General features: G+C 58.4%; 19 protein-coding genes and 1 tRNA gene. 13 read left to right on the top strand and 7 right to left on the bottom strand.

From position 1 onward, the window contains the following. Positions 1-91 precede the first annotated feature (91 nt). The gene (gene speA / locus ACVWXE_RS11025) at positions 92-2014 is read right to left on the bottom strand and encodes a biosynthetic arginine decarboxylase (protein ID WP_457490320.1); all 1923 of its coding nucleotides are present in this window, start codon (positions 2012-2014) and stop codon (positions 92-94) included. Between the two features lie 449 nt (positions 2015-2463). Here speA and pstS point away from each other — a divergent pair, with 449 nt between their 5' ends. The 3 genes from pstS to ACVWXE_RS11010 all read left to right on the top strand — a co-directional run bounded on the left by pstS (position 2464) and on the right by ACVWXE_RS11010 (position 6873). Then, positions 2464-3564 carry a phosphate ABC transporter substrate-binding protein PstS gene (pstS, locus tag ACVWXE_RS11020; RefSeq protein ID WP_457490319.1) on the top strand — a complete coding sequence of 367 codons (1101 nt, stop codon included), beginning with the start codon at positions 2464-2466 and terminating at the stop codon, positions 3562-3564. A 248-nt stretch (positions 3565-3812) separates the two neighbouring features. Continuing rightward, a complete protein-coding gene (gene dnaK / locus ACVWXE_RS11015; protein WP_414329477.1) occupies positions 3813-5705 on the top strand; it encodes a molecular chaperone DnaK in 1893 nt (630 codons plus the stop codon). Between the two features lie 208 nt (positions 5706-5913). Further along, complete coding sequence (locus ACVWXE_RS11010) at positions 5914-6873, top strand: DnaJ C-terminal domain-containing protein (RefSeq protein WP_414382310.1); 960 nt, start codon at positions 5914-5916, stop codon at positions 6871-6873. 140 nt (positions 6874-7013) lie between these two features. Here the strand turns inward: ACVWXE_RS11010 and ACVWXE_RS11005 are convergent, their stop codons facing one another. Further along, on the bottom strand, positions 7014-7844 hold the full coding sequence (locus tag ACVWXE_RS11005; protein WP_457490322.1) for an RNA methyltransferase: 831 nt from the start codon (positions 7842-7844) through the stop codon (positions 7014-7016). Between the two features lie 67 nt (positions 7845-7911). Between ACVWXE_RS11005 and ACVWXE_RS11000 the strand changes: the two genes are divergently transcribed. The 5 genes from ACVWXE_RS11000 (at position 7912) to lpxB (ending at position 12554) form a co-directional block, all read left to right on the top strand. Continuing rightward, positions 7912-8499 carry a hypothetical protein gene (locus tag ACVWXE_RS11000; RefSeq protein WP_414329482.1) on the top strand — a complete coding sequence of 196 codons (588 nt, stop codon included), beginning with the start codon at positions 7912-7914 and terminating at the stop codon, positions 8497-8499. Positions 8500-8513: 14 nt separating this feature from the next. Next, positions 8514-9368, top strand: coding sequence for a UDP-3-O-acyl-N-acetylglucosamine deacetylase (gene lpxC / locus ACVWXE_RS10995; RefSeq protein ID WP_011434326.1), 855 nt, complete (start codon positions 8514-8516; stop codon positions 9366-9368). A 213-nt stretch (positions 9369-9581) separates the two neighbouring features. Next, positions 9582-10082: a 3-hydroxyacyl-ACP dehydratase FabZ gene (gene fabZ, locus ACVWXE_RS10990; RefSeq protein ID WP_011434327.1), complete on the top strand. Its 501-nt coding sequence runs from the start codon at positions 9582-9584 to the stop codon at positions 10080-10082. A 259-nt stretch (positions 10083-10341) separates the two neighbouring features. Continuing rightward, positions 10342-11319 (top strand): acyl-ACP--UDP-N-acetylglucosamine O-acyltransferase, encoded by a 978-nt coding sequence (lpxA, locus tag ACVWXE_RS10985; protein WP_414382304.1) that lies wholly within the window; start codon positions 10342-10344, stop codon positions 11317-11319. A 26-nt stretch (positions 11320-11345) separates the two neighbouring features. Then, complete coding sequence (gene lpxB, locus ACVWXE_RS10980) at positions 11346-12554, top strand: lipid-A-disaccharide synthase (RefSeq protein WP_457490318.1); 1209 nt, start codon at positions 11346-11348, stop codon at positions 12552-12554. On the opposite strand, the gene ACVWXE_RS10975 is transcribed toward lpxB, so the two are convergent. Then, positions 12551-14023 (bottom strand): NAD(P)/FAD-dependent oxidoreductase, encoded by a 1473-nt coding sequence (locus ACVWXE_RS10975; RefSeq protein ID WP_457490317.1) that lies wholly within the window; start codon positions 14021-14023, stop codon positions 12551-12553. The genes lpxB and ACVWXE_RS10975 overlap by 4 nt on opposite strands. A 247-nt stretch (positions 14024-14270) precedes the next feature. On the opposite strand from ACVWXE_RS10975, the gene ACVWXE_RS10970 reads away from it, so the two are divergent. After that, on the top strand, positions 14271-16133 hold the full coding sequence (locus ACVWXE_RS10970) for a response regulator (protein ID WP_457490321.1): 1863 nt from the start codon (positions 14271-14273) through the stop codon (positions 16131-16133). Here the strand turns inward: ACVWXE_RS10970 and ACVWXE_RS10965 are convergent. After that, positions 16123-16614 (bottom strand): DUF4168 domain-containing protein, encoded by a 492-nt coding sequence (locus ACVWXE_RS10965; protein ID WP_414341651.1) that lies wholly within the window; start codon positions 16612-16614, stop codon positions 16123-16125. The two genes, ACVWXE_RS10970 and ACVWXE_RS10965, sit on opposite strands and share 11 nt — an antisense overlap. 818 nt (positions 16615-17432) lie before the next feature. On the opposite strand from ACVWXE_RS10965, the gene ACVWXE_RS10960 reads away from it, so the two are divergent. Next, positions 17433-17774, top strand: coding sequence for a DUF3155 domain-containing protein (locus ACVWXE_RS10960; RefSeq protein WP_049749658.1), 342 nt, complete (start codon positions 17433-17435; stop codon positions 17772-17774). A 233-nt stretch (positions 17775-18007) separates the two neighbouring features. Beyond that, positions 18008-18265: a DUF3146 family protein gene (locus ACVWXE_RS10955; RefSeq protein ID WP_011434334.1), complete on the top strand. Its 258-nt coding sequence runs from the start codon at positions 18008-18010 to the stop codon at positions 18263-18265. A 14-nt stretch (positions 18266-18279) separates the two neighbouring features. Here ACVWXE_RS10955 and ACVWXE_RS10950 read toward each other — a convergent pair whose 3' ends face one another. After that, positions 18280-19491: an RNA-guided endonuclease InsQ/TnpB family protein gene (locus tag ACVWXE_RS10950; RefSeq protein ID WP_457490316.1), complete on the bottom strand. Its 1212-nt coding sequence runs from the start codon at positions 19489-19491 to the stop codon at positions 18280-18282. Between the two features lie 246 nt (positions 19492-19737). Continuing rightward, the gene (locus tag ACVWXE_RS10945; RefSeq protein WP_457490315.1) at positions 19738-21720 is read right to left on the bottom strand and encodes a primary-amine oxidase; all 1983 of its coding nucleotides are present in this window, start codon (positions 21718-21720) and stop codon (positions 19738-19740) included. A gap of 824 nt (positions 21721-22544) precedes the next feature. Here ACVWXE_RS10945 and ACVWXE_RS10940 point away from each other — a divergent pair. After that, on the top strand, positions 22545-25205 hold the full coding sequence (locus ACVWXE_RS10940) for a sensor histidine kinase (RefSeq protein ID WP_457490314.1): 2661 nt from the start codon (positions 22545-22547) through the stop codon (positions 25203-25205). Positions 25206-25218: 13 nt separating this feature from the next. Here the strand turns inward: ACVWXE_RS10940 and ACVWXE_RS10935 are convergent. Continuing rightward, positions 25219-25291, bottom strand: a tRNA-Arg gene (locus tag ACVWXE_RS10935). A gap of 485 nt (positions 25292-25776) precedes the next feature. On the opposite strand from ACVWXE_RS10935, the gene ACVWXE_RS10930 reads away from it, so the two are divergent. Further along, positions 25777-26214, top strand: coding sequence for a hypothetical protein (locus ACVWXE_RS10930; RefSeq protein ID WP_414341644.1), 438 nt, complete (start codon positions 25777-25779; stop codon positions 26212-26214). The last annotated feature ends 185 nt before the right edge of the window (positions 26215-26399 follow it).

Here is a 26399-nt window from a genome sequence, read left to right as displayed (position 1 = left end):
TCCGGGCTTGTTTTGTTCTCTGGTAGAGCAGAACAGGCTCAGGGCTACTGAAAGCCCGCTCCGTACCGCTTAGCGGTCGGAGTCGGGTAGTTTACTGCAAGTAGGTGTAGGCCCGCAGATTGTCTTCAAAGTGCTGCTGCAAGGCGCGGGCTTGATCCAGCGTGATCTGCCCTCGCTGCAGGGCGGTCTCGGTGGCGTGGTGGAGGGTCTCCACCAGATCTTCGCTGTTGTACTGCACCCAGCTCAGCACTTCGCCAATGGTGTCCCCCTTGATGACTTGGGAAACGTGGTAGCCGCCGGGGCGGGAGCGGATATGCACCGCGTTGGTATCGCCAAACAGGTTGTGCAGATCTCCGAGAATCTCCTGGTAAGCGCCCCCCAGAAACACCCCCAGCAGGTAGGGATGTCCGTTGGGGTCGTGCAGCGGCAAGACCGAGGTGATCTGCCCATCTTCGCCAAAGAAGCGGTTGATCTTGCCGTCGCTGTCGCAGGTGAGATCGGCCAGGGTAGCCCATTGGCGTGGCTCCTCATCCAGACGGTGGATGGGCATGATGGGGAATACCTGGTCGATGGCCCAGCTATCCGGCAGGGATTGGAATAGAGAGAAATTGCCGTAGTAGATGCTGGCCAACATTTCGTCCAGATCCAAGAGATCCACCGCCACCGGATGCCCCGCTTGGTGCTGCTCGTAGGCCAAGGTGCAGATCTTGTCGGAGCAGTTCCAAAACAGGCGTTCCACCTCGGCCCGCTCCTGCAGGCTGAGGGATCCCTCAGTGAACTGGCGCAGGGCGGCCTCCTTCAGCTCCTGACAACGGCGATAGTTGACCACCAGAGTATCGGGCTGGATTTGGTAGTAGAGCTGGTTTAGCTTCTGGATCACCTCTGCATCGGAAGTAAGCTGGGTGGGCATGGGGTAGGGGCTGGCAGCGTTGACATCTTGCACGTCAAACACCAGCACCGACTGGTGGGACATGAGGGCGCGTCCGCTTTCGGTCACCAGTACCGGCGGCTGGATCCCGTGGGGTTCCAGGGCGGTGAGCACGGTCTGCACCACGGTGGCGGCGTAGTCCTCCATGCTGTAGCTCTGGGAAAAAGGATTGGGGGACTGGGATCCGTCGTAATCAACCCCCAAGCCACCGCCGATATCCAGGTAGCCCATGGGGGCCCCCAGCTTGACCAGCTCGATGTAGATTTGGCTGGCTTCCCGCACGGCTCGTCCATGCACGCTCACCATCGAGATCTGGGAGCCGATGTGGTAGTGCAACAGGCGCAGACAATGCAGCTTGCCCGCTTCCCGCAGCCGTTCCACCACTTGCAAAATCTCGGTGGCCGTGAGGCCGAACTTAGCCCGATCCCCAGCCGAGGTGCCCCAGCGTCCACTGCCCTGGGCGGAGAGCTTGGCCCGTACCCCCAAGATGGGGTCGATGCCCAGTTGGTCGGCAGCCTCCAGCACCAGCTCCAGCTCTTGCAGCCGCTCCAAAACGATGATCGGGGTGCGCCCCAGCCGCTGGGCCAAGAGAGCCGTCTCCATAAAATCCCGGTCTTTGTAGCCGTTGCAGATCAACAAAGCCCCAGGAGTATCCAGCAAAGCTAGGGCAATCAACAGCTCCGGCTTGGATCCCGCCTCCAGGCCAAAGTGGTAGGCACGACCGTGTTTCACCACTTCCTCCACCAGGTGGCGCTGCTGGTTCACCTTGACGGGATAGACCCCCCGATAGACGTTGGGGTATCCAAAGCGCTGGATGGCCTGCTGAAAGCTCTCGCAAATTTGCCGCATGCGGTCGGCCACGATCTCGGGAAAGCGAATCAAGAGGGGCAACTGCAGGCCCCGCGCCACCAGATCCATCACCAAGTGGTACAGGTCAATGCCCGGTTCCTGCTGCTGTAAGCCCTGTGGGGTCACCTCCACATGACCGGCGGCGTTGATACGGAAGTAGGGATCCCCCCAACCTGAGATGCGATAGAGCTTTTCGCTGTCTCGCAGTGTCCAGGGAGAACGAGTCAAAGTCGGCATAGTAGTCCCCCAGATACCGAGATGTGAACAGCGCAGGATTTCTGCACAGAATCCACAATATATTGCCATATTCCAGAATATGTCAAGGTTTTTCCAATGCGGGGGGACTCAGGCCCAAAAACCGCTAAGCCTTGCCAGACAAGGCTTTGGCTTGAGGATCTCTGTGCAACTGCCGCAGAAGCCATCTCGCTCAATCTCTTGTTTGCGCTGTTTTTCTTGATTTTCCTCTTGAATTCTCCGTTTTCCGTCTCTCCTTTCTGAGCTTGGGTCGGATCCCGACTTTTGCTGGGAAGCGTAGCGAGGAATACGGGGATGGCGCAGAGGGAAAAGACAGCCACCTGGGGAAGGTGGGCCTACGCACGGGATCCCAAGAGCTCTCGCCGGCAACCCTTGACAGGGCCCCGTGGGCAAGACAAGGATCGGGGCGGTGACCTCGGAGAACCTGAACCATGGCTCAACTGCCCCGCTTCCGTCGCCGAGAAGTGTTGCTTTCTTTATTGGCCACCGGCGCTACCTTGAGCGCCTGCCAAAGGGGATCCCGTTCTGACCAACCCAGCGGCAGGGATCCTGTTCCTGCCTCCGGCAGCCAGCCCGCCGACAAAATTTTGCTGATCAACGGAGCCGGGTCCACCTTTCCGGCTCCTCTTTACTTGCGCTGGTTTTCCGATTACCGCCAGGTGGATCCCAAGGTGGAGATCAATTTCCAACCGGTGGGCAGCGCCGCTGGGATCCGGCAATTTATTGACCAGACAGTGGACTTTGCCGCCAGTGATGTGGCCATGACCGATGCCGAGATCGCCGAGGTGAAGCGGGGTGTGGTGATGATCCCGATGACCGCAGGCAGCATTGCCGTAGGCTACAACCTGCCGGGGATCCCTTCTGGACTCAAGCTGTCTCGACCCGTTTTGGTGAAGATCTTTCGCGGCCAAATCGACCAGTGGCGGGATCCGGAGATCCTGGCCCTGAACCCGGAGCTAACCATTCCCGATCTGCCCATCACCGTCTGCTACCGCTCCGATGGCAGCGGCACCACCGATACCTTTACCCGCCACCTGGCGGCCATCGATCCGGCTTGGGCCTCGGAAGTCGGTGCTGGCATGTCGCTGGAGTGGCCGGTGGGCATTGGGGTGAAAGGCAACGAGGGCATGAGCGCCCAAATGCTTCTCAGCGAAGGGGTGATCGGCTACGTGGAGTCGGTCTATGCCCGCGAGCTGGATCTGTCGGTGGCAGCTCTGGAGAACCGCCGCGGCGAGTTCATTCTCCCCTCCCCGGAAGCCTCGGCCCTGGCCTTGAGCGAAATTGAGCTGCCGGAAAACCTGCGGGCTTTTGTGCCGGATCCCGCTGGCCCTGGAGCGTATCCCATCGTCACCTACACCTGGATCCTGACCTACCGCCGGTACTCGGATCCCGCCATGGCCGCTGCCTTGCAAGCCGTGCTCCGCTGGGCCCTCACCGAAGGGCAATCCCTGGCCAAAACTATGGGTTACCTTCCCCTGGCTGAAACCGTTGTGGCCCGCAGCCTCGAAGCCCTGCAACTCATTCAAAGCTAGGTTCCAAAACAGCACCAATCCCGCTTGCCCGGACACAGCAGGTACGGAGATCCGTAACCGGTCTGCCCTTCAGCCCCGAGAAATGGGCGGCATTCTCGCCCTGGCCTCGCCAACCAGCTGGTTAGGATCGACCCAGGAAGTGACCAAGCATCTGCCGGATTTTCACAGATTGGCTGCCCAAGCTACTTCACACAGGCTGGCGGCGGTAACCGAAGCAATGTACTCAAGAAGAGGAGAATAAGGAGCCGATGGGAAAAGTTGTAGGAATTGACCTGGGCACAACCAACTCGGTTGTCGCCGTAATGGAGGGGGGTGTCCCCACCGTCATCGCCAATGCTGAGGGCACTCGCACCACGCCCTCGGTGGTTGCCTTCACCAAAGATGGAGAGCGCCTGGTGGGCCAAATGGCCCGCCGCCAAGCGGTGCTCAACCCGGAAAACACGTTTTACTCGGTTAAGCGGTTCATCGGTCGTAGGTACGATGAGCTGAATGCCGACTCCAAGCGGGTCTCCTACCAGGTGCGGCGGGATGAGCGGGGCAATGTCAAACTGTACGCACCCCGCCTGAACAAGGAATTTGCGCCGGAAGAGATTTCGGCCATGGTGCTGCGCAAGCTAGCGGATGATGCCAGCCGCTACCTGGGCCAGCCGGTCACCCAAGCGGTGATCACGGTTCCTGCTTACTTTAATGACTCGCAGCGGCAGGCCACCAAAGATGCGGGCCGCATTGCCGGTTTGGAAGTGCTGCGCATCATCAACGAGCCGACAGCAGCCTCTTTGGCCTACGGCTTGGACAAGCGCAACAACGAGACCATCCTCGTCTTCGACCTGGGCGGCGGCACCTTCGACGTGTCCATCCTGGAAGTGGGGGATGGTGTTTTCGAGGTGAAATCCACCAGCGGCGATACGCAGTTGGGCGGCGATGACTTCGACAAGAAGATCGTCGATTGGATGGCCGAGCAGTTTAAGCAAATGGAAGGGATCGACCTGCGGCAAGACCGGCAGGCGCTGCAACGGCTAACGGAAGCTGCGGAAAAAGCCAAGATCGAGCTGTCCAGCGTTTCCGAAACCACCATCAACCTGCCCTTCATCACTGCCACTGCCGATGGGCCCAAACACCTGGAGCTGAAGCTCTCCCGCGCTCAATTTGAACACCTCTGTGCCGACCTGCTGGAGCGCTGCAAGGGGCCGGTGGAACAAGCCCTGCGGGATGCCAAGCTCACCAAGGCCGACATCAACGAAGTGGTGCTGGTGGGGGGATCCACCCGCATTCCGGCGGTGCAGCGGCTGGTGAGGGAGCTGCTGGGCAAAGAACCCAACCAAAGTGTCAACCCCGATGAGGTGGTGGCGGTTGGGGCGGCCATCCAAGCGGGTGTGCTGGCGGGCGAAGTCAAAGACGTGCTGCTGCTGGATGTCACCCCCTTGTCCTTGGGGGTGGAAACCTTGGGCGGCGTGGCCACCAAGCTCATCCCGCGCAACACCACCATCCCCACCCGCAAGTCGGAGATCTTCTCCACTGCCGAAGATGGGCAGACCTCTGTGGAAATCCACGTGGTGCAAGGAGAGCGGGAGCTGGCCCGCGACAACAAATCTCTGGGCCGCTTCAAGCTGGACGGGATCCCGCCGGCCCCCCGCGGTGTGCCCCAGATCGAGGTCACCTTCGACATCGACGCCAACGGCATCCTCAAGGTGACGGCCAAAGACAAAGGCAGCGGCAAAGAGCAGAGCATCTCCATCACCGGCGCCTCTACTTTGGATAGCAAAGAGGTAGAGCGCATGATTGCTGAGGCAGAAAAATACGCTGCCGAAGACCGGGCCCGCCGGGAGAAAATTGAGCGCCGCAACAAGGCCGACTCGCTGGCCTACCAAGCCGAGCGGCAGTTGAAGGAGTTGGGCGACAAGATCTCCTCCAGCAAACGCAGCCAAATCGAGACTCTGGTGCGAGAACTGCGGGAGGCCATCCAGCGGGAGGACGACAGCGCCATCCAGAGCAAAGAGCGGGAGCTGCAAGAGGCTCTCTACGCCATGAGCAGCGAGCTGTATCAACAGCCGGGGGCCTCCTCTGGCCCCACTCCCGGCTCAGGGAAAACCTCCGGCGGCAGCGATGATGTGATCGATGCCGACTTCACCGAGAGCAAGTGACTGCTCAGGGATCCCTCCGTGGGCCGCGGGCCCAGGGCGGATCCCGCCCTTACTTGTAGCGCCGATAATGAGGAGGGACGGGATGGGCGATGGCGTCTAGCCCGCCTCCTCATTTTCTTCAGTAGGTCGGAGGGAAGGAGCCCTTGCCGGGGACGCCTAGCCTCGTGGTTTTCTGCCCACTCTCAGCGATTTGCCTGCGGACGCCTCCATGCAAAACTTTAAGGACTACTACAAGATTTTGGGGGTCAGCAAAACGGCCACTGCCGATGAGGTGAAACAAGCCTATCGCCGCCTAGCCCGCAAGTATCACCCAGATGTCAACCCCAACGACAAAGCGGCTGAAGAGAAATTCAAAGACATTAACGAAGCCTACGAAGTTCTCTCGGATCCCAGCAAGCGCAGGCAATACGACCAATTTGGCCAATACTATCAGCAGGGCGGGTTTCGCTCCAGCCGCGATGCCTACACCTACAGCAGCAGCCCCTTCAGCCAAGACTTCGGGGGAAGCGGATTTGGGGGGAGTGGCGTCGATTTCAGCCAATTTGATGATTTTCAAGACTTCATCGATCAACTGCTGGGCCGGGTGCGCAGCCAAACCACAGACCGCAGCAGCGGATTTTCGGGATCCACTGGCAACACCAGTTACGATGCTGAGGCCACCATCCAGATCAGCATTCCAGAAGCTTTTGAGGGGGGCAAGCGTCGCCTGCGGGTGGGCGGGGATCGCGTGCTCGAGGTAAACATCCCGCCGGGAATTACGCCAGGGAAGCGGATTCGCCTGCGCGGCCAAGGCCACCCCAACCCCAACGGCGGTGCCGGTGATCTGTACCTTAAAATTGAGCTGAAAGACCACCCCTTCTATCGCCTAGAGGGATTCGACGTTTACTGCGATCTGCCCATCAGCCCCAGCGAAGCGGTTTTGGGCGCCCAGGTGGAGGTGCCCACCTTGGATGGGGTGGTGAAGCTGCGGATCCCACCTGGCATGCAGCCGGGGCGAAAGTTGCGGCTGGCGGAAAGGGGATTTCCCAAAGGCAACGGAGAACGGGGGGATTTTTACGTGGTGGTGCAGATCCATTTGCCCACCCAGATCTCCGAAGAAGAGCGAGAACTTTACGAAAGGCTGCAGCGGGTTCAATCCTACGATCCCCGCGCCACCCTTAAGCTCTAGCATTGATATTCTCCGATATTCTCCCACGGCCAAGGCCTCAAGATTCTTGACAAGCGCTCCGCGCCGCCTGAAAGCAGGAAGCCGCCCTTCTAGCTTGCTTCCGGTAGCGGTAGGGCGGGGCTGGAGGCCCAGCCTTGGGGTCAAGATGGGTTCCTGCTGGAATCTGGTTGCGTCGGCGGGACGGGAGCTGCATTTGCTTCCAGAGGTTCCTGACGAGAGCATCCCTGGCTCCATTGCAGTTGCCGCAGGATCCCGCGCAACAAGGCCACCTCGGCTACGGTCAGGCCGGCTCGCTGGAACAGGGCGCGAAACTTGAGCATTTTGCGGCGGGCTGTGTGGGGGTGCAGGTAGCCAATTTGCAGCAACAGCGCTTCTAAGTGGTCGAAAAATCCCTCCAGCAGCTCGAAGGGGGCAAGCCTTTGAGGCGAGGGCATAGGAGGAGCAGGGGAAGGGCTCTGGCAGACGAGGGTGTACAGCTCATAGCAACAAATGGCCACGGCTTGGGCCAAGTTTAAAGAGGGATAGGTCGCATCGGTGGGGATCTGGATCTGGCGATGGCAAAGGGCCAGCTCCTCGTTGCTCAAGCCGCGATCTTCGGGGCCAAACACAAGGGCAGCAGGGCCGGCGGCCAGCAGAGCGGGAAAGGCTTGGCGGGGGGACTGAATTTGCCATTCGGGTGGGTAGGTTTGGCTGCGCCCCGTTGTCCCGAAAACCTGCACACACCCTTGCAGGGCTTCGGGCAAAGTTTGCACCTTCCGGGCTTGATGGAGCAGGTCTGCCCCATGCACGGCTGTGGTGATCGCTTCCATATCGAGGGGATCGCATTGGGGATCCACCAGCACCCACTGCCTGAAGCCCATGTTTTTCATCACGCGGGCAATGGCGCCGAGGTTGCGCGGCCCAGCCGGCTGCACCAATACAAGCCGTACCTGCGCCAGTTGTTCAGGGCTAGAGTGGGGTAATATCGGCATCAGGTTGGGATCCCCCAGAGTGCCTAGAGTAGAGAAGAGGAGCTTGATTTTGTCATAGATTGCATCCATGGGATCCGCATACCGTTGTTGGCTGAGCTTGATTTGTCTGGTGTTGGTGGGATGCTGCTGGGGATCCCCGGCGCTGGCTGCCCCTTCATCGCTGGCAGGGCCGGCTCAGGTATCACCCCAGCTCGTTCGCGATAGCGACTCAGAGCGGTTTTCTCTGGCCGAGGCGCGGCAGCGGCTGGAAGCCATTGCCGAGGTCATGCGCTCGATTCGCCTGTGCAACCGGCCCAACTGCCGCTACCGAGATATCGCTGTGGACGTGTGGCCTGTGGACATATCCATCCCCAATGGTGGTGCCGAGCCGTTCTACGAGGGCAGCATCGACGCCATTATCGACCGTCCTTCCGGCAGCTTGGATAAAGCCCACTACCGGCTGCAGTTTCGCCAGGGGCGCTGGCAGTTGCTGGGGGGCGAAGAGGTGTCCGATGTCTCTTCCTTTTTCTTTGAGGGAGATACCTACGAGGTGTTCAGCGCCTACGGCACCCGCAGCCACAAAGCCAAGTTGGCAGATGCCAGCAGCAACCTGCGCGTGGGCTATCGGGAGCTGTATTACCGCGTTTTCGACCAGGGCCAAGAGCGTTTGCACTAGCGCTGCGGAGCACGATGAGAGGCCGGCAACACACCTTAGCCAGCTCTATTGCCCTAGAAGGCGTTGGCCTGCACACCGGCCTGCCAATTGGCTGCAGTCTGCATCCAGCTCCTGCCGGCAGCGGTCGGGTGTTTGTGCGGGTGGATCAACCGGGATCCCCTGAGATCCCGGCTCGGTTGGGATCCCTGGCCCCTGCCCATCTCTGCACCCTGTTGCAGCAGGGATCCCCCTCTGTTCAAGTGCAGACGGTGGAACACCTGCTGGCCGCCCTTTACATCCTGGGCATTGACAACTGCCGCATCGAGGTGGAGGGGCCGGAGCTGCCGATTCTGGATGGCTCTGCCCTGCCCTTTGTAGAGGCCATTGCCCAGGCCGGGATCCAGGCCCAAGATCAGCCAGCCCTGCTGGGGGTGATCCAAGAACCGGTCACTGTCTGGGCGGGGGAAGCCTTTGTCAGCGCCCTCCCCCATCCTACAGCCCGCTTTACCTATGGCATCGATTTTGCCGATTGCCCGATTGGAGAACAGTGGCTGAGCTGGAGGGAGAACAGGCCGGATTTTGTCCAGTCCATTGCGCCGGCCCGCACCTTCGCCCGCCAGCAGGATGTGGAGCTGGCCCGGGAACGGGGGCTAATCCAGGGGGGCAGCCTGGAAAATGCCATTGTCTGTAGCCAAACCGAGTGGTTGGGGCCATTGCGCTACCCAGATGAGCCGGTGCGCCATAAGCTGATAGATTTACTAGGAGATCTCAGCCTCCTGGGCTGCCGACTGCAGGGGCACATTGTGGCCTACAAGGCGGGCCATGCCCTGCACCACCGTTTGGCCGAGCAGTTGCTCAAGAGTGGATCCCTGCTGATCCATGAAGAGTGAGGGGGAGCAAGGGATCCGGTTGCGCAGCAACAACCCTGCCATCCTCAGTTGCGAGAGCGGTGCGGAGCACTTGTCTTCAAGGGGATCCCCAGGGTGGGATCCGCTTCATTCCCCTCCTTTCCGCAGCTCCCTGGGTGCTCTTTTGGCTGAGTTCTGGCCTGCCGTCCTCCCCGTCCGGGATTTGGTTTTGTCCTCTGCCTCTGTGGGTTCACCATGTCCTCTGATGTCTCTCCTCCTCCCCTTCTCTCGGCTGAAGCAGCCGCTCAATTGGCAACCGCTCCCCCCGTCTTCACAACGGAGCAGATTTTGGAGATCTTGCCCCATCGCTATCCTTTCTTGCTGGTGGATCGGGTTGTGGAGTATCAACCGGGGCAACGGGCGGTGGGCCTGAAAAACGTCACCTTCAACGAGCCTTTTTTTCAAGGGCATTTCCCCAACCGACCCATCATGCCCGGCGTCCTAATCGTCGAGGCCATGGCCCAGATAGGGGGGATCGTGTTGACCAAGTTGCCGGACGTGGCCGGGCGCTTGGCCCTGTTTGCCGGGATCGATGGTGTTCGCTTTCGCCGCCCGGTGCTGCCGGGGGATCAACTGCTGCTCTCTGCCGACTTGCTCACCATTCGCCAGAGGCGCATTGGCAAGATGTTCTGCCGCGCTCAGGTGGGAGGGCAACTGGTAACCGAGGGGGAACTGATGTTTTCCCTGGTGGATTGAGGGACAAACAGCGGCCATCCGAGAGGCGCTCTGCTGTGGGTCTTCTCACCAATTGAGATAAAGTGTTGGCATAGGGAGATGGCTCGGGGACTGCTTGCGCCTTTCTGTCGGGATACGGTAGACATATTGCTGCGTTGGGGTGGCAGCCTATTGGTCACGATGGCGGAGCGTAGCTCTAAGGTTGATCTCCCCCGGAGTCAAGCCTTGGTGATCCTTCGCGGGGTTGGGAGCGTAACCACAGTTGCTGGCTAGGTTGGAAATGAGTTCGTTCGCTTCAGCGGGATCCACTCCCAACATCTCTGCAAGTGCGCCGCACCGCTCACGGGAGCGGATTCATCCCACTGCGGTGATCCATCCGAAAGCTGAGCTGCACGAAACGGTGCAGGTTGGCCCCTATGCGGTGATCGGCGAGCATGTTCGTATCGCTGCCCATACGGTGGTGGGAGCCCATGTGGTGATCGATGGCTGGACGGAAATCGGCGAGGGCAACCACATTTTTCCGGGAGCAGTTGTGGGCACCGAGCCTCAGGATCTGAAGTACAGCGGCGCCCCCTCTCAAGTGGTGATCGGCAGAGGCAATCGCATCCGCGAGTTCGTCACCATCAACCGGGCTACCAATGAAGGGGAAGCCACCCTGATTGGAGATTACAACCTGCTGATGGCCTACACCCATGTCGCCCACAACTGCGTCATCGAAAATCAGGTGGTGATTACCAATGCTGTTTCCTTGGCCGGCCATATCCACATCGAGTCTCAAGCCCGCATCGGCGGCATGGTCGGGATCCACCAGTTCACCCGCATCGGGCGCTTGGCCATGGTGGGGGCGATGAGCCGGGTTGACCGCGACGTTCCCCCCTACATGTTGGTGGAAGGACATCCAGCCCGCATTCGCGGTCTGAATTTGGTGGGGTTGCGGCGAGCCCAAGGGATGGAGGGATCCCTGCCCTTGCTGCGGCAGGTCTACCGATTTTTGTACCGCTCAGGGTTGCCTTTGGAAAAAGCGCTGCAAACGCTGCGCAGCAGCCTGTGTGTCGTTTGTAACAGCGGTGCGGAGGGAGAGCGCCATGTCCTTTCCCTACAGGGGAAAGAGTGGGTGGACGAGACGGGATCCCTGCAACATCTGCTGCAATTTTTGGAAGACTCCCTCTCCCAGCCCCAACGACGTGGCCCTCTGCCGGCCCTGCGCGGGAGGGGGGAAGATCCGCCGGTGCAGAGCACTTCAGAGCTGGATGACTAAAGATTGGGGTCGGGAGCGTAGCTCTGGTGAGCCACCTGTTCATCTGCACGGGCGAGGTCTCAGGGGATCTGCAGGCCGGCCATCTGATCGAAGAATTGCTGCGCCAACGCCCTCAGCTGCGCATCACCGCCGTGGGAGGGGAGCGCATGGCTGCTGCCGGGGCCCGTTTATTGCACCGCACCACCGAGATCAGCTCTGTTGGCATTTTAGAGGCTCTTCCCTTTGTCGGCCCCGCCCTCTGGACGGAGTGGAAGATTCGCCGCTTTTTAGCCCAAGACCCGCCAGATGTGGCCGTGCTGGTGGACTACATCGGCGTCAACAGCCGCATTGCCCGTCTGCTGCAACGGCGGCAGATCCCTGCCGTCTATTACATTGCTCCCCAAGAGTGGGTGTGGTCGCAGGATGCCCGCCTCACCTACCAACTGGCCCAGCAGATGCGGCTGATGTTGGCGATTTTCCCTGAGGAAGCCCGCTACTACGCGGCGGCAGGAGCCCATGTCCAGTATGTGGGCCATCCCCTGTTGGATATTTTGGCCGCTGTGCCCAGCCGTGCTGCCGCCAGAGCCCAGTTGGGGATCCCTGCCGAAGCCACGGTGGTGGTGGTGGTGCCGGCTTCGCGTCGGCAAGAGCTGCGCTCGGTTCTGCCTGTCTTGCTCAAGGCGGCTCAGTTGTTGCAAGCTCACCTGCCTCAGGCACAGTTTTGGGTGCCCCTGGCCTCGCCCCGTTTTGCTGCCCCGATTGCGCGGGCTGCCCGCCGCCTTGGGCTCAACCTCACCCTTTTGGATCCCCAAGCTCTGCCCTTCTTCTCCCCCCACAAAGCTCATCACCTCGCCTTGGCAGCGGCTGATTTGGTGTTGGCCAAGTCGGGCACGGTGAACTTGGAGACGGCCATCTTGGGGATCCCCCAGGTGGTGATCTATCGCCTCAACCCCCTCACCTTCTGGATCGCCCGCCATTGGCTGAGGGTGTCGGTGCCCTTCATGTCTCCGCCCAACCTCGTGCAGATGCGCCCCATTGTGCCGGAGTTGCTGCAGGAGCAGGCCCAGCCAGAGAAGATTGCCCAACTGGCGCTGGAGTTGCTAACTCGGCCCGAACGCAAAGCCCAACTGCAAGCCGACTACGCCGCGATGCGGGCAGCCCTAGGAGAACCCGGCGTTCTGGCTCGCGCTGCCAAGGCCATCCTAGAGGTGTTGGATGGCGAAGCTGGATCGAAGCAGGATCCCTTCCGCCGCTAACTCCGGTGACCCAGGGCCCGGGGCACCGCCCGTCCTCCCGCCAAGGCTGCTGTTGAATCCGCCTCTTCCAGATACTCAGCATCTTGGTTGACCCGCCACCCATCGTAGCGCCGTTCCCCTGCCACAATGTTGCGAGCGGCCAAGAGGCCCGTCATCATGGCGTGATCCTGGTTATTGTAGCGGTGCATGCCGTTGCGGCCTGCCACCTGCAAATTGGGCAGTGCTTCTTCCAAAAAGGCCCGAATGGTCTGGATGTGAGCTTGATAGCCGTGATTGTAAACCGGGTAGGCTTTCGGGGCGCGAATGACTGTGCCGCCCAAAACCTTTGCCTTCCCCAGCAGGCCCAACCGCTGCAATTCCAGCGTTGCCAAGGCCATCAAATCCCCATCGGTTTGTCCCCAAAAGGGATCCGTCGCTGAGCAAAAATACTCCAAACCCAAGCAGGTGACCGAGGGATCCGGAACCATGTCCGCGCTCCAATTCTTGAAGTTTTGGATACGCCCCACCCGTACCGAGGGATCGTGAATGTAGATCCAGTGATCTGGAAATAGGTTGGGCTCATCCACCAGCAAAGCCACCGTCAAAAAATCCCGATACCGCAGTTGTTCGGCAGCCTCTCGCACCGGCTCCGGTGCTGCAGGTACCAAAGCCCGCACCAGAGAGCGCAGCGGCATGGTGGAAATGAACTGCTCGCCGGTCACCCAAAAGGTCTCTCCCCCTTGAGAACAGGCTTGTACAGCTTGAACTCCGGCCCGGTTCCAGTGGATTGCCGTAACCTTGCGATCCAGTTGTACCGGCTGCCCGGCTTCTGCCAACAAGGTTTGAACGCGCTCCCACATCTGGCCTGGCCCTAGGCGAGGGTAGCGAAAGCGATCGATCAGGGTTTTGATCACTCCCCCTCGGCTGGGGAAAAAGGTTTTACGGATCAAAGAAGCCATCGACAGACCCTTGATCCGCTGGGCTGCCCAGTCGGCGCTGATCTCGTGACAAGGGATCCCCCACACTTTCTCGGTGTAGGTCTTAAAAAAAGTGCGATACAGCCGTTCCCCAAATTGGTTAATGACCCAATCTTCAAAAGATACAGGATTGGGCCTGGGAAAGAGGCGCGCCTTTAGGTAACTGAGCAGACAGAGGGTGGTAAACCCTGGCCCCAGTTTGGCAAAGACATCCGCAGGTCGAATCGGATAGTCGAAGAAAACACCTCGATAAAAAATGCGGGAAAGCCGCCGACAAACCTGCATTTCCGAGCCCAAAATCTCCGTCCACAGAGCCTCAATTTCCGCCGACTTGGAGAAAAAGCGGTGTCCACCGATATCAAAGCGATAGCCTTGGTAGGTTACAGTGCGGGATAGCCCCCCTACCTGCACCGGATCCGCTTCCAAAACCGTTACCGGGTAGCCCTGCTTGTTCAGCTCGTAGGCGGCACTCAATCCAGCTGGCCCCGCCCCAATCACCACTGTGGACTGCACTCTGGATAGCTGCCTTGAGATACCATCTGGTAGTGGGGTCATTTCCTCAGAAATGTTCTCAGAAACAGTCATGGCAACTTCTCACACCACCTCGTCAATCCTAACGGAAATAGGTCTGTTCAAGGGATCCCCGGCCTGGGCGCGAAAGTGCTATGCCTACGGCACCCCGTCGGGAACCGCACCGCTAACGCGAAAGATTAAGCTGGAGACAGATTAGAGATCCCTTTTGTGTGCAAAGAAAGCCTTGGTGCTTCGCACCGCCGTCGCGAATGGCCGACTCTGTGGAGTGAATTTTGTGCAATCTCCCCCCATCCCCAATCCTGGACATCTGCTGACAAATGCTTCGCCGACAGTACTGTTGGCCGATGACGACCCATGCATACGCGGGTACTTGACCCACCTGTTGGTTCATGAAGGCTATCAAGTGGCAGAGGCTGAAGACGGCGACCAAGCCTTGCTGCTCTTCGGTCAAACTCAGCCTCAAATTGCCCTGCTGGACGCCCTCATGCCCGGCACGGATGGGTTCGAGTGTTGTCGCCGCCTGCGGGCTTTGGATGCGAATCTGCCCTGCTTGATGATTACCTCGCTCGAGGATCAAGCTTCCGTAGACAAAGCCTTTGCTGCCGGAGCCAGCGACTACATGACCAAGCCCATTCACTGGCCGATAATGCGTCAGCGCATCCAACACCTGATCAAGGCCCGCCAGAACTTGTTGAACCTACGCCAACAGGCGGCCCGCGAGCAAGCCCTGAACCGCATCGTCCGAGCCATTCCCACTTCTTTGCAGTTGGATCAAATCCTTGCTGCCGTCACCCGCGAGATAGGCCATTTGCTAGAGGCGGATCGGGTAAGCATCAGCATCTATCAGCCTCAGCAACAGCATTGGCGTATTGTCTCCGAGTACAGCACTCAACAGGATGGCTACCTGGGCTGTCTCATTCCCGATTCCGAAAGCCCCATTGCCCAGCAACTGAAGCAGGGGAAAGTGATGTTGCTGGAGGCAGCCGACCAAGCCAAAGACTGGGTCTACATCTCTGCCATGGCCAAAGCCTATCCTGGCAGTTGGCTGCTGGTACCGCTCTACGGTGGCGAAAACCCCGAATCTGGCCCGACCCACCCCACCCTTTGGGGCAGCCTGTGCCTACAACTGAAAACAGCACGTCCCGGTTGGCTGGCCACCAATCAGGATCTGATCTTGGCCCTGGCCGATCACCTCTCCATCGCCATTCGGCAGGCGGAATTGCTCCAACAGGTTCAGGAGCTGAACCGCACCCTGGAAGAAAAGGTACAGGCCCGCACCGCCCAACTGGATCGCCAAGTACAGGAATTGCAGCGGCTGGATCGCCTGAAAAATGACTTCCTTAGCACGGTGTCCCACGAGCTGCGCACCCCTCTTTCCAACATGAAAATGGCCATCCGCCTGCTCAGCTCCGTCCTGCTGCCTGCCCAGGGCGCTCCCAGATCCCCGGATCCGGCCAAAATCTCTCAGTACTTGAAGGTGTTGGACAACGAATGTGAGCGGGAGATCAGACTGGTCGAGGATCTGCTGGAACTGCAGCAGTTAGAGGTGCTCAAGGGACTCCGTCCCGCTAACGCGAACGGTTCACAGCGGCCCTGCTGGTTGGAGCTGCAAGAGTGGTTGCCCCAGATCGCGGAGCCCTTTGCTCAGGAGGCCCATAGCCGCCATCAGCGCTTCAGCCTTGGGATCCCTCCAGGACTGCCTGCCATTTTTACCCTGCCGGGAGTGCTAAAGTCGGTGCTGGCGGAATTGCTGAAAAATGCATGTAAATTCACCCCTGCTGGGCACCTGATCAGCCTTCAGGCCACCTGCCATTCCGACCACCTGGACATCCAAGTCCTCAACACCGGCGTAACCATTCCCCTGGAAGAGCAAAAGCGGGTATTTGAGAAGTTCTATCGGGTGCCCAGCGCGGATCCCTGGCGGCAAGGGGGGACAGGGTTGGGGTTGGCCCTCGTGCAGCAGCGGGTAAGCCTGTTGCAAGGAAGCATTCACCTCAATAGCGGGGCCAGCCACACCTGCTTTACCTTGCGGCTGCCTCGGGTTCTCCCTGCCTTTGGCCAAGGCAAGCCAGCTCAGCCTAGGGTGTAGGCGTCGGGGTGGCCGGCTTTGGAGAGTTGGAAGCTTCCCCTTCCTGCAAAACTTCTTGCAAGCGGGCCCGAACCCGCTGGTTGAGAACAGGATTTTCGTTCGCCAAGGTCATCAATTCGCGGTATTGAAGCACTGTCAGCCCTTGCTCCTCGACAATGCGGCTGGCTTGGGTTTCTGTGCGCTGCATAATTTGCTCGTACTCCTCCTCGTTCTGGGTTTCCCGCAGTTGGGCGCTCGCTTCCCGGATCAGGGGATCCAACTCCAACAGAATCCGCACCAACTGTTCCACCTGGGCATCGGTGACTTGCTCTGGGGTCAGGGCTGGAGATGCCACAGGGCTGGGAGTTGCTGTGGCCGGAGCCTCCCCCGAAGTTGGAGAAGCAGTGGCAGCAGGGCTAGGCAGCGGGGTTGCTCCCTGTGCCCAAACCGGCAGGGATCCCAAGCTGAGTCCCAGACCCATCAGCAACGCGAATTTCATCATGCCCAAAACTCCCCAAACCCAGACAAGATAGACCTAAGCCCTTGAGGTGCAGCCAAACCTGAAGCCAGACTAGCAAGATGCCTGAATTCCGTCTAATCGGTTCAACGCAGTCCTGAATGCCCATCAAGCTCATCCCAGCTTGCCGGCACCTGAGGCGCGATCTATCCAATCCCTACGGTACCAGAACTCCTCACTCCAGGGCTCCCAGGATGAACTCGCGAAAGGGCTGTGTGGACATGCTGGGGATCTGCAGTGGATCTCTTGTAGAAACAAGAAGTTGGTTGTACAGTCTTACATGCGCTGTTCAACGGTAGCCCGGCACCGGAGTGCCCCTTTCTCTCCTCGGTTGAGCAGCTCCAGACTTGCAGCATCGGCAATTGACTTAGCACTTCAGCCCAAAGGGGGTTGTCTTGAAGCTGAGCTTAGGTATATGTTCTGTTGAGTATCGTTTTTGTTAATGTTAGGCTAGGGTCCAGATTTGATGCGGATCTCCCACATCGGCATCTGACTTTCTTCGCAGGTGTCAGAGCCCGTGGATCCCCTATCAATATCAGCAGTCAACCTAGCAAACGCCCAATCGCCAGCTCTCTTTGCAGGCGATTGTTGGAGGATTTTTTGTTCGGAGAAAGGTTCCCGATTAGATTTTTTTGGGCGCGTCCATAAGTAACCCTTCAAGGGCTTTGAGGGCGACTGCTGTCTTTATTGCCTTTGTAAAAGATGATAACAAAAATGGGTAAAAGTTATTGCTTTTCTTAAGCAGCGCTGATATATTCTTTGCGGTTGCGGTTGTTCGGTCATCCTTCTACAGGAGGCTTACATTGGTTAGGAGAAGAAAGCGTAAGAGTCGCCGTCGTCTGGAAGGGCGCAAAATTTTAGATCACATTCCTCAATTTAATCTGGACAGTGGTGAAGAGAAGTCTGTAACCGCTGCTCGAAAGTATATTCAGGAAAAGTCTATTCAGCCCCCCGCGCTGATTTTGGTGCGGCGAAATGAGCATACCGTTGATCGGTTTTTTTGGGCGGAGAAGGGGTTGTTCGGCGCGCAATATGTCGAGGAGAACCACTTCCTTTTTCCCAGCCTGCGAGCTTTGTTAGCAGAGGTTGCGGCTGAAAAGCCAGAGAAAAAATCCTCGAAGACCCTTGCAACTGCCGCTCGCTAGCTTCTGGCCAGCTTTTCCTACAGCAGGAGCCCAGGAAACAGCCCCCCTACCCTGGGGGGTTTGTTGCAGCCGCTCTCAGAAAATCAAGAAAATCAAAAGAACTGACCCTATTTAGGGGATCCCTTTCACTCAATGGGTTGAGCTTCTGATACCTCACTCCCCATGCTGGATCTGCTGGCGGCAGCGAGGGAGCCACGCGCTACCCTACAAGGGATCCCGTCGGGAGATGCCGGATGAGCCGACTGCCTCAGACCACTGCCCACATCCAAATTACCCGCCGCTCTTGGCAAGAGGGTGCCATTGAGGGGGAAGTCAACGCCAATGGTTGGGCTTGGCGCTTTTGCTGGCGCTTTCGGGCCGGAGAGCTCAGAGTGGAGCCTTCTGTGGGGCGGGCTTTGATTTGCGAGCCCTTGAGCCGTTTTCTGGAAAAATCCGACTATCTGCTGGAACCGGGCAGCAACTACTCGTTTGTGATTCGCAGCAGCTTGTGAACTCTCAATGTAAACTACCCGACTCCGACCGCTAAAGCGGTACGGAGCGGGCTTTCAGTAGCCCTGAGCCTGCTCTGCCCTACCAGAGAACAAAACAGGCCCGAACCTCTAGGCTGGTTTACGGCAGCCCCCAAGAGCGCAATTACGTTTGCACCATTCAAGTCCGCATCTCCTTCCCATCCACAGTGCCCACACTTGAACGACTTACCACTGCGATAGGATTGCGCAGGGTCGGGATGAATGTGCAAACACCGGTGGCAGGTCTGCGACGTGTAAGCAGGCGGCACAAGAACCAGAGAAACCCCTGCAACCCTCGCCTTGTATTCCAGAAACTGACGGAGTTGATAAAACGCCCAACTGTTGGCCCTGCGCCTTTCGGCTTTGCTGCGTGGCTGTTGATTGACCCTTTCCCGAATCCCTGTCAAGTCTTCCAGAGCAATAGCGCTGTTTGTCGCCTTTGCCCTAGAGACAATAGCTTTGGAGATGCGATGATTGACCCACGCCTGAAAGCGCCTCTCCTTGCCAGACAGCCGTTGCAACAGTTCTCTGCATCTGCGCCGCGAACTGCGTGTGCCCTTACTGGCTTTGCGTTGGAGTACCGCCCTCAGCTTGGAGTAGTGGTCTCGGATTCGGTTCAACTGCTGTCCATTCCAGTTATCCCCCTCTGACGTATGGGCAATATCTGTCCTTCCCAAGTCCACCCCCAGCACTCTGCCCGTGCGTTGCGGTGGGTACGGTTCCGTTTCCACACAGATTTGAATGGAGTAGGAGCCATCTTTGCGCTTGACCAGAGTGGCAGATTTGGGATTGGAGCCTGCCAACTGTTCTCTCTGGTAGCGGCCAATCGCCAGCTCAAAGCGCTCCCGACCCTCCACCGTGGTCAGCGACACCGTCCAGTCTTTCTCGCGAAACGAAAAGATACGGGCATCGTAGGTCGCAAAGCCTCTCTCGAACGCTTTGACGGGGCGGTTTTTCTGTTGGGCAACTTTACGGGCGCCGGCCAGCCGTCTGCAGACCTGCTGAGCCAAGTTACTGGACAAGCCAAACCGAGCGCGAATCTGGTAATAGCAAAGGGACTGGAGTTTGACTGCGTTGACTACTTTTTCTGGTGTGTTTTGGTTGACCCAGTTCAACGCCTGCACAAAGGCATCCATTGTCGCGTCCAATTTGGCGGCTTGCGACTGGGACACCTTGAGCTTGCAGGAGACGGTCAGGACTTGGGTCATGGTTCTATCATAACTTCCGCATTCCTCCCGACACTGACCCTACGGGTACAGTGCGGGGCTCCTGCGATTTCTAGCTGAGCATATCTGAGCAGAGCTTTTGCCCAGCACCAAAGACCGGGGCTGAGCAATGGAAGGCATCTGCTACGGTGACCCAGAAACCAGGTCTCAAGCCCCGTGGGCGAAGAGTGCCTCCCCTCTCACTCCTGTCGCGCCCAAGCTGTTCGCACTTGAAAGAATCCTCGCCCTCTAGGCAGGGGGGTAGTCAATAAAGCTGCAGCAGCCTTTGGTCTTCGGCGGGGGAGGAGGCACATCCAGAGCTGGGTTGCACTCAAAGAAGCCCAGGGGCTTGAGCATAAAGCCGATGTAGCTAACCGGCATCACCGGCCAGTCTTCGGTGCGGGGGAAGTGATTGCAGCCAAAGCTATACCAGAGCACCAGGCGGGTGTTTTCCAGGGATCGGTTCGCTTGCGTCCATTGCACCAGCCCTTCGCCACCGGGATGTTGGTTGGGGTAGTTCCCTGCTGGGAACTTCTCGCCGGGATGGTAGGGCGTGGCCCAGAGGTGGTGGGCCAGATAGCCCGCCCGTCGGTACAGCCAAGAGTCGGGGTGGGCCAAAAGCTGGACGTTTTCCCCCGGCATCAGTTTGTAGGCCACCGGCTGTCCCAGGCGGTTGTGGCGATTGGGGTTGACAATCTTCCAATAGCGGCCCCGCAAGGGATCCACCGTTTGCTTAGCCTCCTGCTCGGTTTTGAGCAGGGTGGAGCGGGCGCGAAAGGCGTTGCCGTGAGGGTTATCCGGCCCCAGAGGCAGAGGTTCTGCATGCACTTCATAGAGGGAGTTGCACGGCCCATCCACCGCCATATCGAGGCGGACAGTGAAAAAGTGCTGGTGGTTGAGGCCAGACAATTGGGGTGCCACCAAGACGCCAAACTCCGGCTCTTCCCCCGGCAACGTGGCGCAAGTGTTGATGATGCCGGTGAGCTTGGCTTCAAACTCCAGCGTGCCATCCTGGTAGAAGTACCAGAAAAAGCCGTAGTCGTAGTTGCCAATGGTGGTGAAAAAGGAAAGCACCAACCGCCGCGAGCGCCGCACCTGCGCCCGTTCCGTGCGCCAGTCGGTGTGCTTCCAGAGCACCCCAAAATCCTCCTCGTGCATGCAGACGGCATTTTTCAAAAGCATGGGCTCACCGCTGTTAGTGGGCAGCCAGGCATCGAAGTAGTAGATTTCCCCCAGACAGTCGCAGCCCAGCTGCAGGGAGTTGGCCTGCATGCCAATGCCGTATTCCCCCACATCAAAGGCATTTTTGCGGAAGTGGGGATCCCGCGGATCCCCGTAGGGCACCACCATCTCGGCTACCGAGGCGCGGTAGAGAATGGGGCGAAGGCGGCCTTGATCCTCGTAGCTCACCTGGTGGAGGACGAGCCCCTCTCGCGGGTTAAAGCTGATGCGCAGATCCCACTTCTGCCAGCGGATGTGGTGGCCGTCCACCTGGAAGCTCACCCCTTGGGGCTGAGTGATTTCTAGTGGCTTCAAGTCTTGGCGAAAATCTTTGAAAAACAGCTCGTCGAAGTTACCGGACTCCGGCGGCAAGGGCCACAGACCCCGATCCTCCACCTTGACAACTTGCATGCGGTTGAGGTCAATCCAGGGGTAGAGCCCCTCGATGGGGCGGGCATAGCCGTTGTCGCAAGGGGAAGTACGTAGGAAACAAAAGCCTCGCACCAGCCGCCGCCCTTCTTCTTCCGGGATCCCGAAGTAGCCCACCGTCCAGTAGTCCACCATCACCAAATCCACATCGGCAATCCCCCGCCGCTGCAGAGCCGCCAAAAATTGGGGATCCTCCTTGAGCAGGCGGTCGCAGGCGTACACCTCATCGTCGAGCAGAGGGGGCTGCACGCCCGGAACGAGCTGCCAAGAGCGCACCTGCTGTGTTGACAGAGAGACCACGGCTTCGTAGGTGTTGCCACTGGCCGGATCCAACAGCACCACGAAAGCCTGCCGATCCCACGGCTGCCCCGGCTGCCACGCTTCCATCCAAGGCCGCTCCGGCTCTTGTAGCTGGATGGTTACAAAGCGCCCCTGAGAACTGAGGGGCCGTTGCCGGCGCAGGATCTGCACCACTTGCCGCATCTCCTCAGCACTAAGGGGATCCAAGGGGTGGCCTTGGGACAATGCAGGTTCGCTCGACTGATGCTGTCGATCCAAACTGGGAGAAACTTCACAAACCACAGCAATAACCTTGAATTCTTCGGTTGGAAAATGATTGAGTTGAGCTAGGAAAAAATAGGGAGAAGTCTGCTGAGAAAGGTCAAAGGGATACCTTCGCTCGCCATGCCGCGGGCCAGCCCATCAACCCAACTCAGAGAATCCAAAAAACCTAACAGCAGGCTAAACAGACTATCCTGTTGCCATCGCCAACATCGGGCAACTTTGCAAGAGATACCCGGGGAAAGGAAAACTTAAGCCAAAGCCCAAGGAAGTGAAGACAACCTCGGCCCTGCTAATTGTCCAGATCTAGCAATCTTCTGTTTCCCCGTCCGCTAACCAAATGAAGAGGGCAACGGCACCTTGAGAAGCCGCGCCAGGGCGAACAGGAAACCGTCAACCCATCGGGAAAATCTGAATACAGGTCTTACTACAGATAAACCCAACCTCGAGAGCAGGAGAAGTTTTCTGTGATTAAACGTCAGGCTTAACGTTGCACAGGAAAGCATAAAAAAGAGAAAACGCTTCACGCAGGCTAAGGGCAGGATCACACCGAGAAAGCTCAACGCAACGTCAACTCTCGCAAGAGCGCAAAGACATCTCGAAGCCTGCCCTGACCCTACCTGCCAGGGGGATCCCACTGCTTGGGATCCGAAACGCAACCGACCATCACTATAGCAGAGGCACCCCCCTTTCCCACAAGCCCGGCCCAAAGCCTCCCGGTCGCATCAGCAGGGTGTGACCCTAGGCCTTCTCCCCGTGAAGTTGAAGTCCAGCTCAATAGGATCTCCCAGGTTCTCTGAAAATTGTCCACAATGAGGCAGGGCTCATAGAATCTGGTGAGGGAGATGGCTTCAACTCGATACCGCCTGGTGCCGGTGCGGCCAGGAGACGGCAGCTTTTATCCAGAGCATCTCTATTTGGCCTTAGAAGCTACCCAACTGGGCTATTGGCAACTGGATCTGTGCAGCTGGGAGTTGAGTGCTTCTCCCCAGTGCAAGGCCAAATACGGGCTGGATCCCGGCCAAGATTTCACCCTGGAAGTGTTTTTGCAGCACGTTCACCCGGAAGATCGCCAAAGGGTGAAAGAAGCTTTGCAGACGGCTGGGCCCAGGGCGGTAGAGGGGGATCCCAACTTTTCGGTGGAATATCGGGTTTACCAGGCCGACGGCCAGATGCGCTGGCAGCTTTCCCAGGGGGTTGTCCTGCTGGGGCCGAAAGGGGATCCCGGCGAGATTGTCGGCGTGACCCTGGATATCAGCGAGCGCAAGCAACTAGAGGCCACCTTGGCTGAGCGGGAGTGTCGCCATCGCCAGATCCTGGAAGCTCTGCCCGACATGCTGCTTTGTCTGGATCGCCAGGGCCGCTGTCTGGAGTTCAAGCCGCCCAGCTATTTTTCTGTCCCCCATCCCCCTGCCTACTACCTGGGCAAAACTCCTGAAGAGCTGTTTCCTGATACCGGTTGCACCGGTGGGGCGGAACCCATAGCCCAAGCCATTCGCGAGCATCTGGAGCTGGCCTTGGCAACCCGGCAAGCTCAAGAGATCGAATACCCCTGCCCAGAGGGATCCCCTCAGCCCCAATATCGGCAGGCTCGCATCGTCCCCTATGGGGAAGATCAAGTGCTGATGATCATTAGAAACATCACCCCTCGTAAGCAAGCCGAGCTGAAGCTGCAGCGGCAATTGCAGCGAGAAAGGCTGTTCAGCCAGCTCATTCAGGCCATCAACACCTCTCTGGACTTACCCACCCTATTTGATGTGGCGGTGCGGGAAGTGGGGGCAGTGTTGCAGGCAGCACGAGTTACCCTTTATCAGTACCTGCCCGCTGAGGCCGTGTGGTTGGGCATTGCCAGCCATAGCCGATTTCCTAATTTGCCCAACAATCTGAACCTGCGACTGCCGGATAGCAGGGATTTTATGGTTTTCGATCATTTGAAACGGCTGCAAATTTTTCATGTCCAGGATCCGGAGCAGATTGCCGATCCCTTTGCCATTTATGAGAAGCGAGAATACCAACTGGGCCCTTGGCTGGTGATCCCGGTGGCTTGTCAGGAACAAATGTGGGGCGGGCTATCGCTGCGGCGCCTGACTTCAGATCCGGATTGGCAAACCGATGAGATCGAGTTGGCCAAGGCCATTGGGGATCACCTGGCGGTGGCCATTCAGCAGGCAGAGCTTTATCAAAAGCTGCAACAGACCAATGCTGAATTGGATTACCAAGTGCGGGTGTGCAATGCAGAGCTCGAACAAGCTTACAACGACGAAGCGCTACTCCAGCTCATCACCGAAGAAATTCGCTCCACTTTGGACGAACAAAAAATCTTGGAAACGGTAGCCCGAGAACTGGCCCTGAGCTTGAACCTATCCAATTGCACCATTGCCCTTCATGACCCAGAGCGGCAGGTCAGCGTTTTGGCGGTGGACTATTTGGCCGGAGAAGGGATCCGGCGCTTCCCCCTGGAGGTTTCGTTTGCGGATTTCGCCCATGTGCTTCGTCAGCTCCGGCGCGGACAGCTTTGCCAATTGAGCAACTTCCATCACCCCTGCTGGCCCAACCACGACCGCTACACCCTGATCATCGCTCCCATTTGCGACAAAAGGGATCTGACAGCTCAACACGAGGAACTGCTTGTTTTGGGAGATATTTGTGGATCCCGTCCACCGGGGCAGATATTTACCGAGCGGGAACAACGGCTTATCCAACGGGTAGCCGGCCAATGTGCCATCGCCATTCGCCAAGCACGTCTTTATCAAACGATCCAGCGTCAGGTGCAACAGTTGCAGGAGCTCAACCAACTCAAAGATGAGTTTCTGCACATGGTCTCCCACGAAATGCGCACACCTCTCACCAACATGAAGCTGGCTATTGGGTTTCTATCTAAAGCCAACCTAACTGAGCGGGAAAGGCGCTACTTGCAGATTTTGGAGATGGAGACCAACCGCGAGCTGGAGTTAATCAACGACCTGTTGGAATTGCAAGCCCTCGAATCCGGAAACAAAGTCCTCAGACTTACCTGTTTATCTCCCCAGGAATGGATCCCCAATCTTGCCGAGCCCTTCCGGCTGCGGGCTGCGCAGCAAGGCCAACAGTTCCAGGTGGAATGGGATCCCGACCTTTGGCCCCTCTACACAGATGAGAGCCTCTTGTCGCGGGTGGTCAGCGAGCTTTTAAACAATGCGTGTAAGTACACCCCCACTGGGGAAAGCATCTATTTGAGTGTGAGCCAGGCTAACTCCAATGGCCGTCCCGGCTGGCTGATCACGGTGCGCAATACAGGGGTGGAAATTCCTGCAGAAGCGTTGCCCCGCCTTTTTGAAAAGTTCTATCGCCTCCCCCAGTTGGATTGCCGCAACGCCGGGGGAACGGGCTTGGGTCTATCGCTGGTTCAAAAGGCAGTGGAGCTGATGGGCGGATCCCTGCGGGTGGAAAGCCACTCTCGGCAGGTGATGGTTCAGATGTGGTGCCCCCATCAGGGCAGCTTGTCGGAAACCCCAAGCAAGGCTTAGAGGGCAAGGCCAGCGCCTTGCGCAGGACTCGAACCTGCAACCATCGACTTAGAAGGTCGGTGCTCTATCCTTTGAGCTAGCAAGGCCGAAGAAAAGGGTGCAGAGCCATTATATCCCCGACCCAGTTCCCAATCCCCAACCCTGCCCACCTGCCTCTGGCTTGGATTTCCGCAGTGTTGCTTGGGCAAATTGCGCGGTTTGCCTTAGGGAGCCAGGGCGGGATCCCTTCACCGTGGGAATGTTGGTTTTCGCTCAGGATATGAACGTCAAAGAGATCGTCTGCCAAGCTCTTGGAACGGGACGTCTGGGCGTCTCTCAGGAAACTTGACTGTACGGATAAGGAAGACTTGCAGACGGCAGATGCTTTGAGCAGATGCTTTGATCAGTGCCTTTTTGGATGGCGCTGTGCAGCGGGAGAGCCACAACTGGGCTCCCTGTGCATCGATCCCTTAAAATGGGCGAGCCGAAAGCAGAAAAGTACTCGTTTGAGTTCGAGGATCCCATGCAACCGAGCTATTGCGTCGGAGATAAGTCCAAAATGGGTGTTGAGGTGTCGAAAATTGGGATCCCCATGCCCTTGCTCCCTGATCCTGGCTCAGCTGCGGAAAAGAAAGCTGCCTCTGGCACTCAAGCTCTGTCTCCGGCAGCCAAGCGTCTGCTGCGCCTCTATCACGGTGGTAGCTTCATCTTTCTGGGCCTGCTGTGGCTGGTAGTCGGGATCCCCAGTCTCTGGGCTTTGCGAGCGGATATAGCCCGCCTGTGGGATTACTTTACTTGGACGGGCCTGCGATATGCCTTGTTTCACCGCCCAGGATGGCCCACCTTGGGGTTATTGCTCTGTGTCAGCTTCACGATGGGGATCCTAATTGCCCAAAGCCGCTATGAGCTGTTCGGCCTGTATCCGGTGGAGCGTCTCATGCTGGAGCAGCAATCCCGCTGGATCCTATCCTTGCCGGTGTGGCATCCGCTGCGGCGCTGGTTGGTGCGCAGGTTGGATACTCAAGATTAGGTTTTGGCTGCTACTTGGGATCCCTGCCGGCACCGAGGCAAAATCTCGTTTGCGTGCGGGTAAACTACCCGACTCCGACCGCTAAAGCGTTACGGAGCGGGCTTTCAGTAGCCCTGAGCCTGCTCTGCTCTACCAGAGAACAAAACAGGCCCGAACCTCTAGGCTGGTTTACGACAGCCCCCAAA

It is taken from the genome of Thermostichus sp. MS-CIW-41, assembly GCF_054058915.1.
This window is presented reverse-complemented; position numbering and strand designations above follow the sequence as displayed.

Bases quoted from the DNA above. Each gene is read 5' to 3' on its own strand.
- speA (WP_457490320.1), bottom strand. From the start codon at position 2,014: ATGCCGACTTTGACTCGTTCTCCCTGGACACTGCGAGACAGCGAAAAG.
- pstS (WP_457490319.1), top strand. From the start codon at position 2,464: ATGGCTCAACTGCCCCGCTTCCGTCGCCGAGAAGTGTTGCTTTCTTTA.
- dnaK (WP_414329477.1), top strand. From the start codon at position 3,813: ATGGGAAAAGTTGTAGGAATTGACCTGGGCACAACCAACTCGGTTGTC.
- ACVWXE_RS11010 (WP_414382310.1), top strand. From the start codon at position 5,914: ATGCAAAACTTTAAGGACTACTACAAGATTTTGGGGGTCAGCAAAACG.
- ACVWXE_RS11005 (WP_457490322.1), bottom strand. From the start codon at position 7,844: ATGCCGATATTACCCCACTCTAGCCCTGAACAACTGGCGCAGGTACGG.
- ACVWXE_RS11000 (WP_414329482.1), top strand. From the start codon at position 7,912: ATGGGATCCGCATACCGTTGTTGGCTGAGCTTGATTTGTCTGGTGTTG.
- lpxC (WP_011434326.1), top strand. From the start codon at position 8,514: ATGAGAGGCCGGCAACACACCTTAGCCAGCTCTATTGCCCTAGAAGGC.
- fabZ (WP_011434327.1), top strand. From the start codon at position 9,582: ATGTCCTCTGATGTCTCTCCTCCTCCCCTTCTCTCGGCTGAAGCAGCC.
- lpxA (WP_414382304.1), top strand. From the start codon at position 10,342: ATGAGTTCGTTCGCTTCAGCGGGATCCACTCCCAACATCTCTGCAAGT.
- ACVWXE_RS10965 (WP_414341651.1), bottom strand. From the start codon at position 16,614: ATGATGAAATTCGCGTTGCTGATGGGTCTGGGACTCAGCTTGGGATCC.
- ACVWXE_RS10955 (WP_011434334.1), top strand. From the start codon at position 18,008: ATGAGCCGACTGCCTCAGACCACTGCCCACATCCAAATTACCCGCCGC.
- ACVWXE_RS10950 (WP_457490316.1), bottom strand. From the start codon at position 19,491: ATGACCCAAGTCCTGACCGTCTCCTGCAAGCTCAAGGTGTCCCAGTCG.
- ACVWXE_RS10940 (WP_457490314.1), top strand. From the start codon at position 22,545: ATGGCTTCAACTCGATACCGCCTGGTGCCGGTGCGGCCAGGAGACGGC.
- ACVWXE_RS10930 (WP_414341644.1), top strand. From the start codon at position 25,777: ATGCCCTTGCTCCCTGATCCTGGCTCAGCTGCGGAAAAGAAAGCTGCC.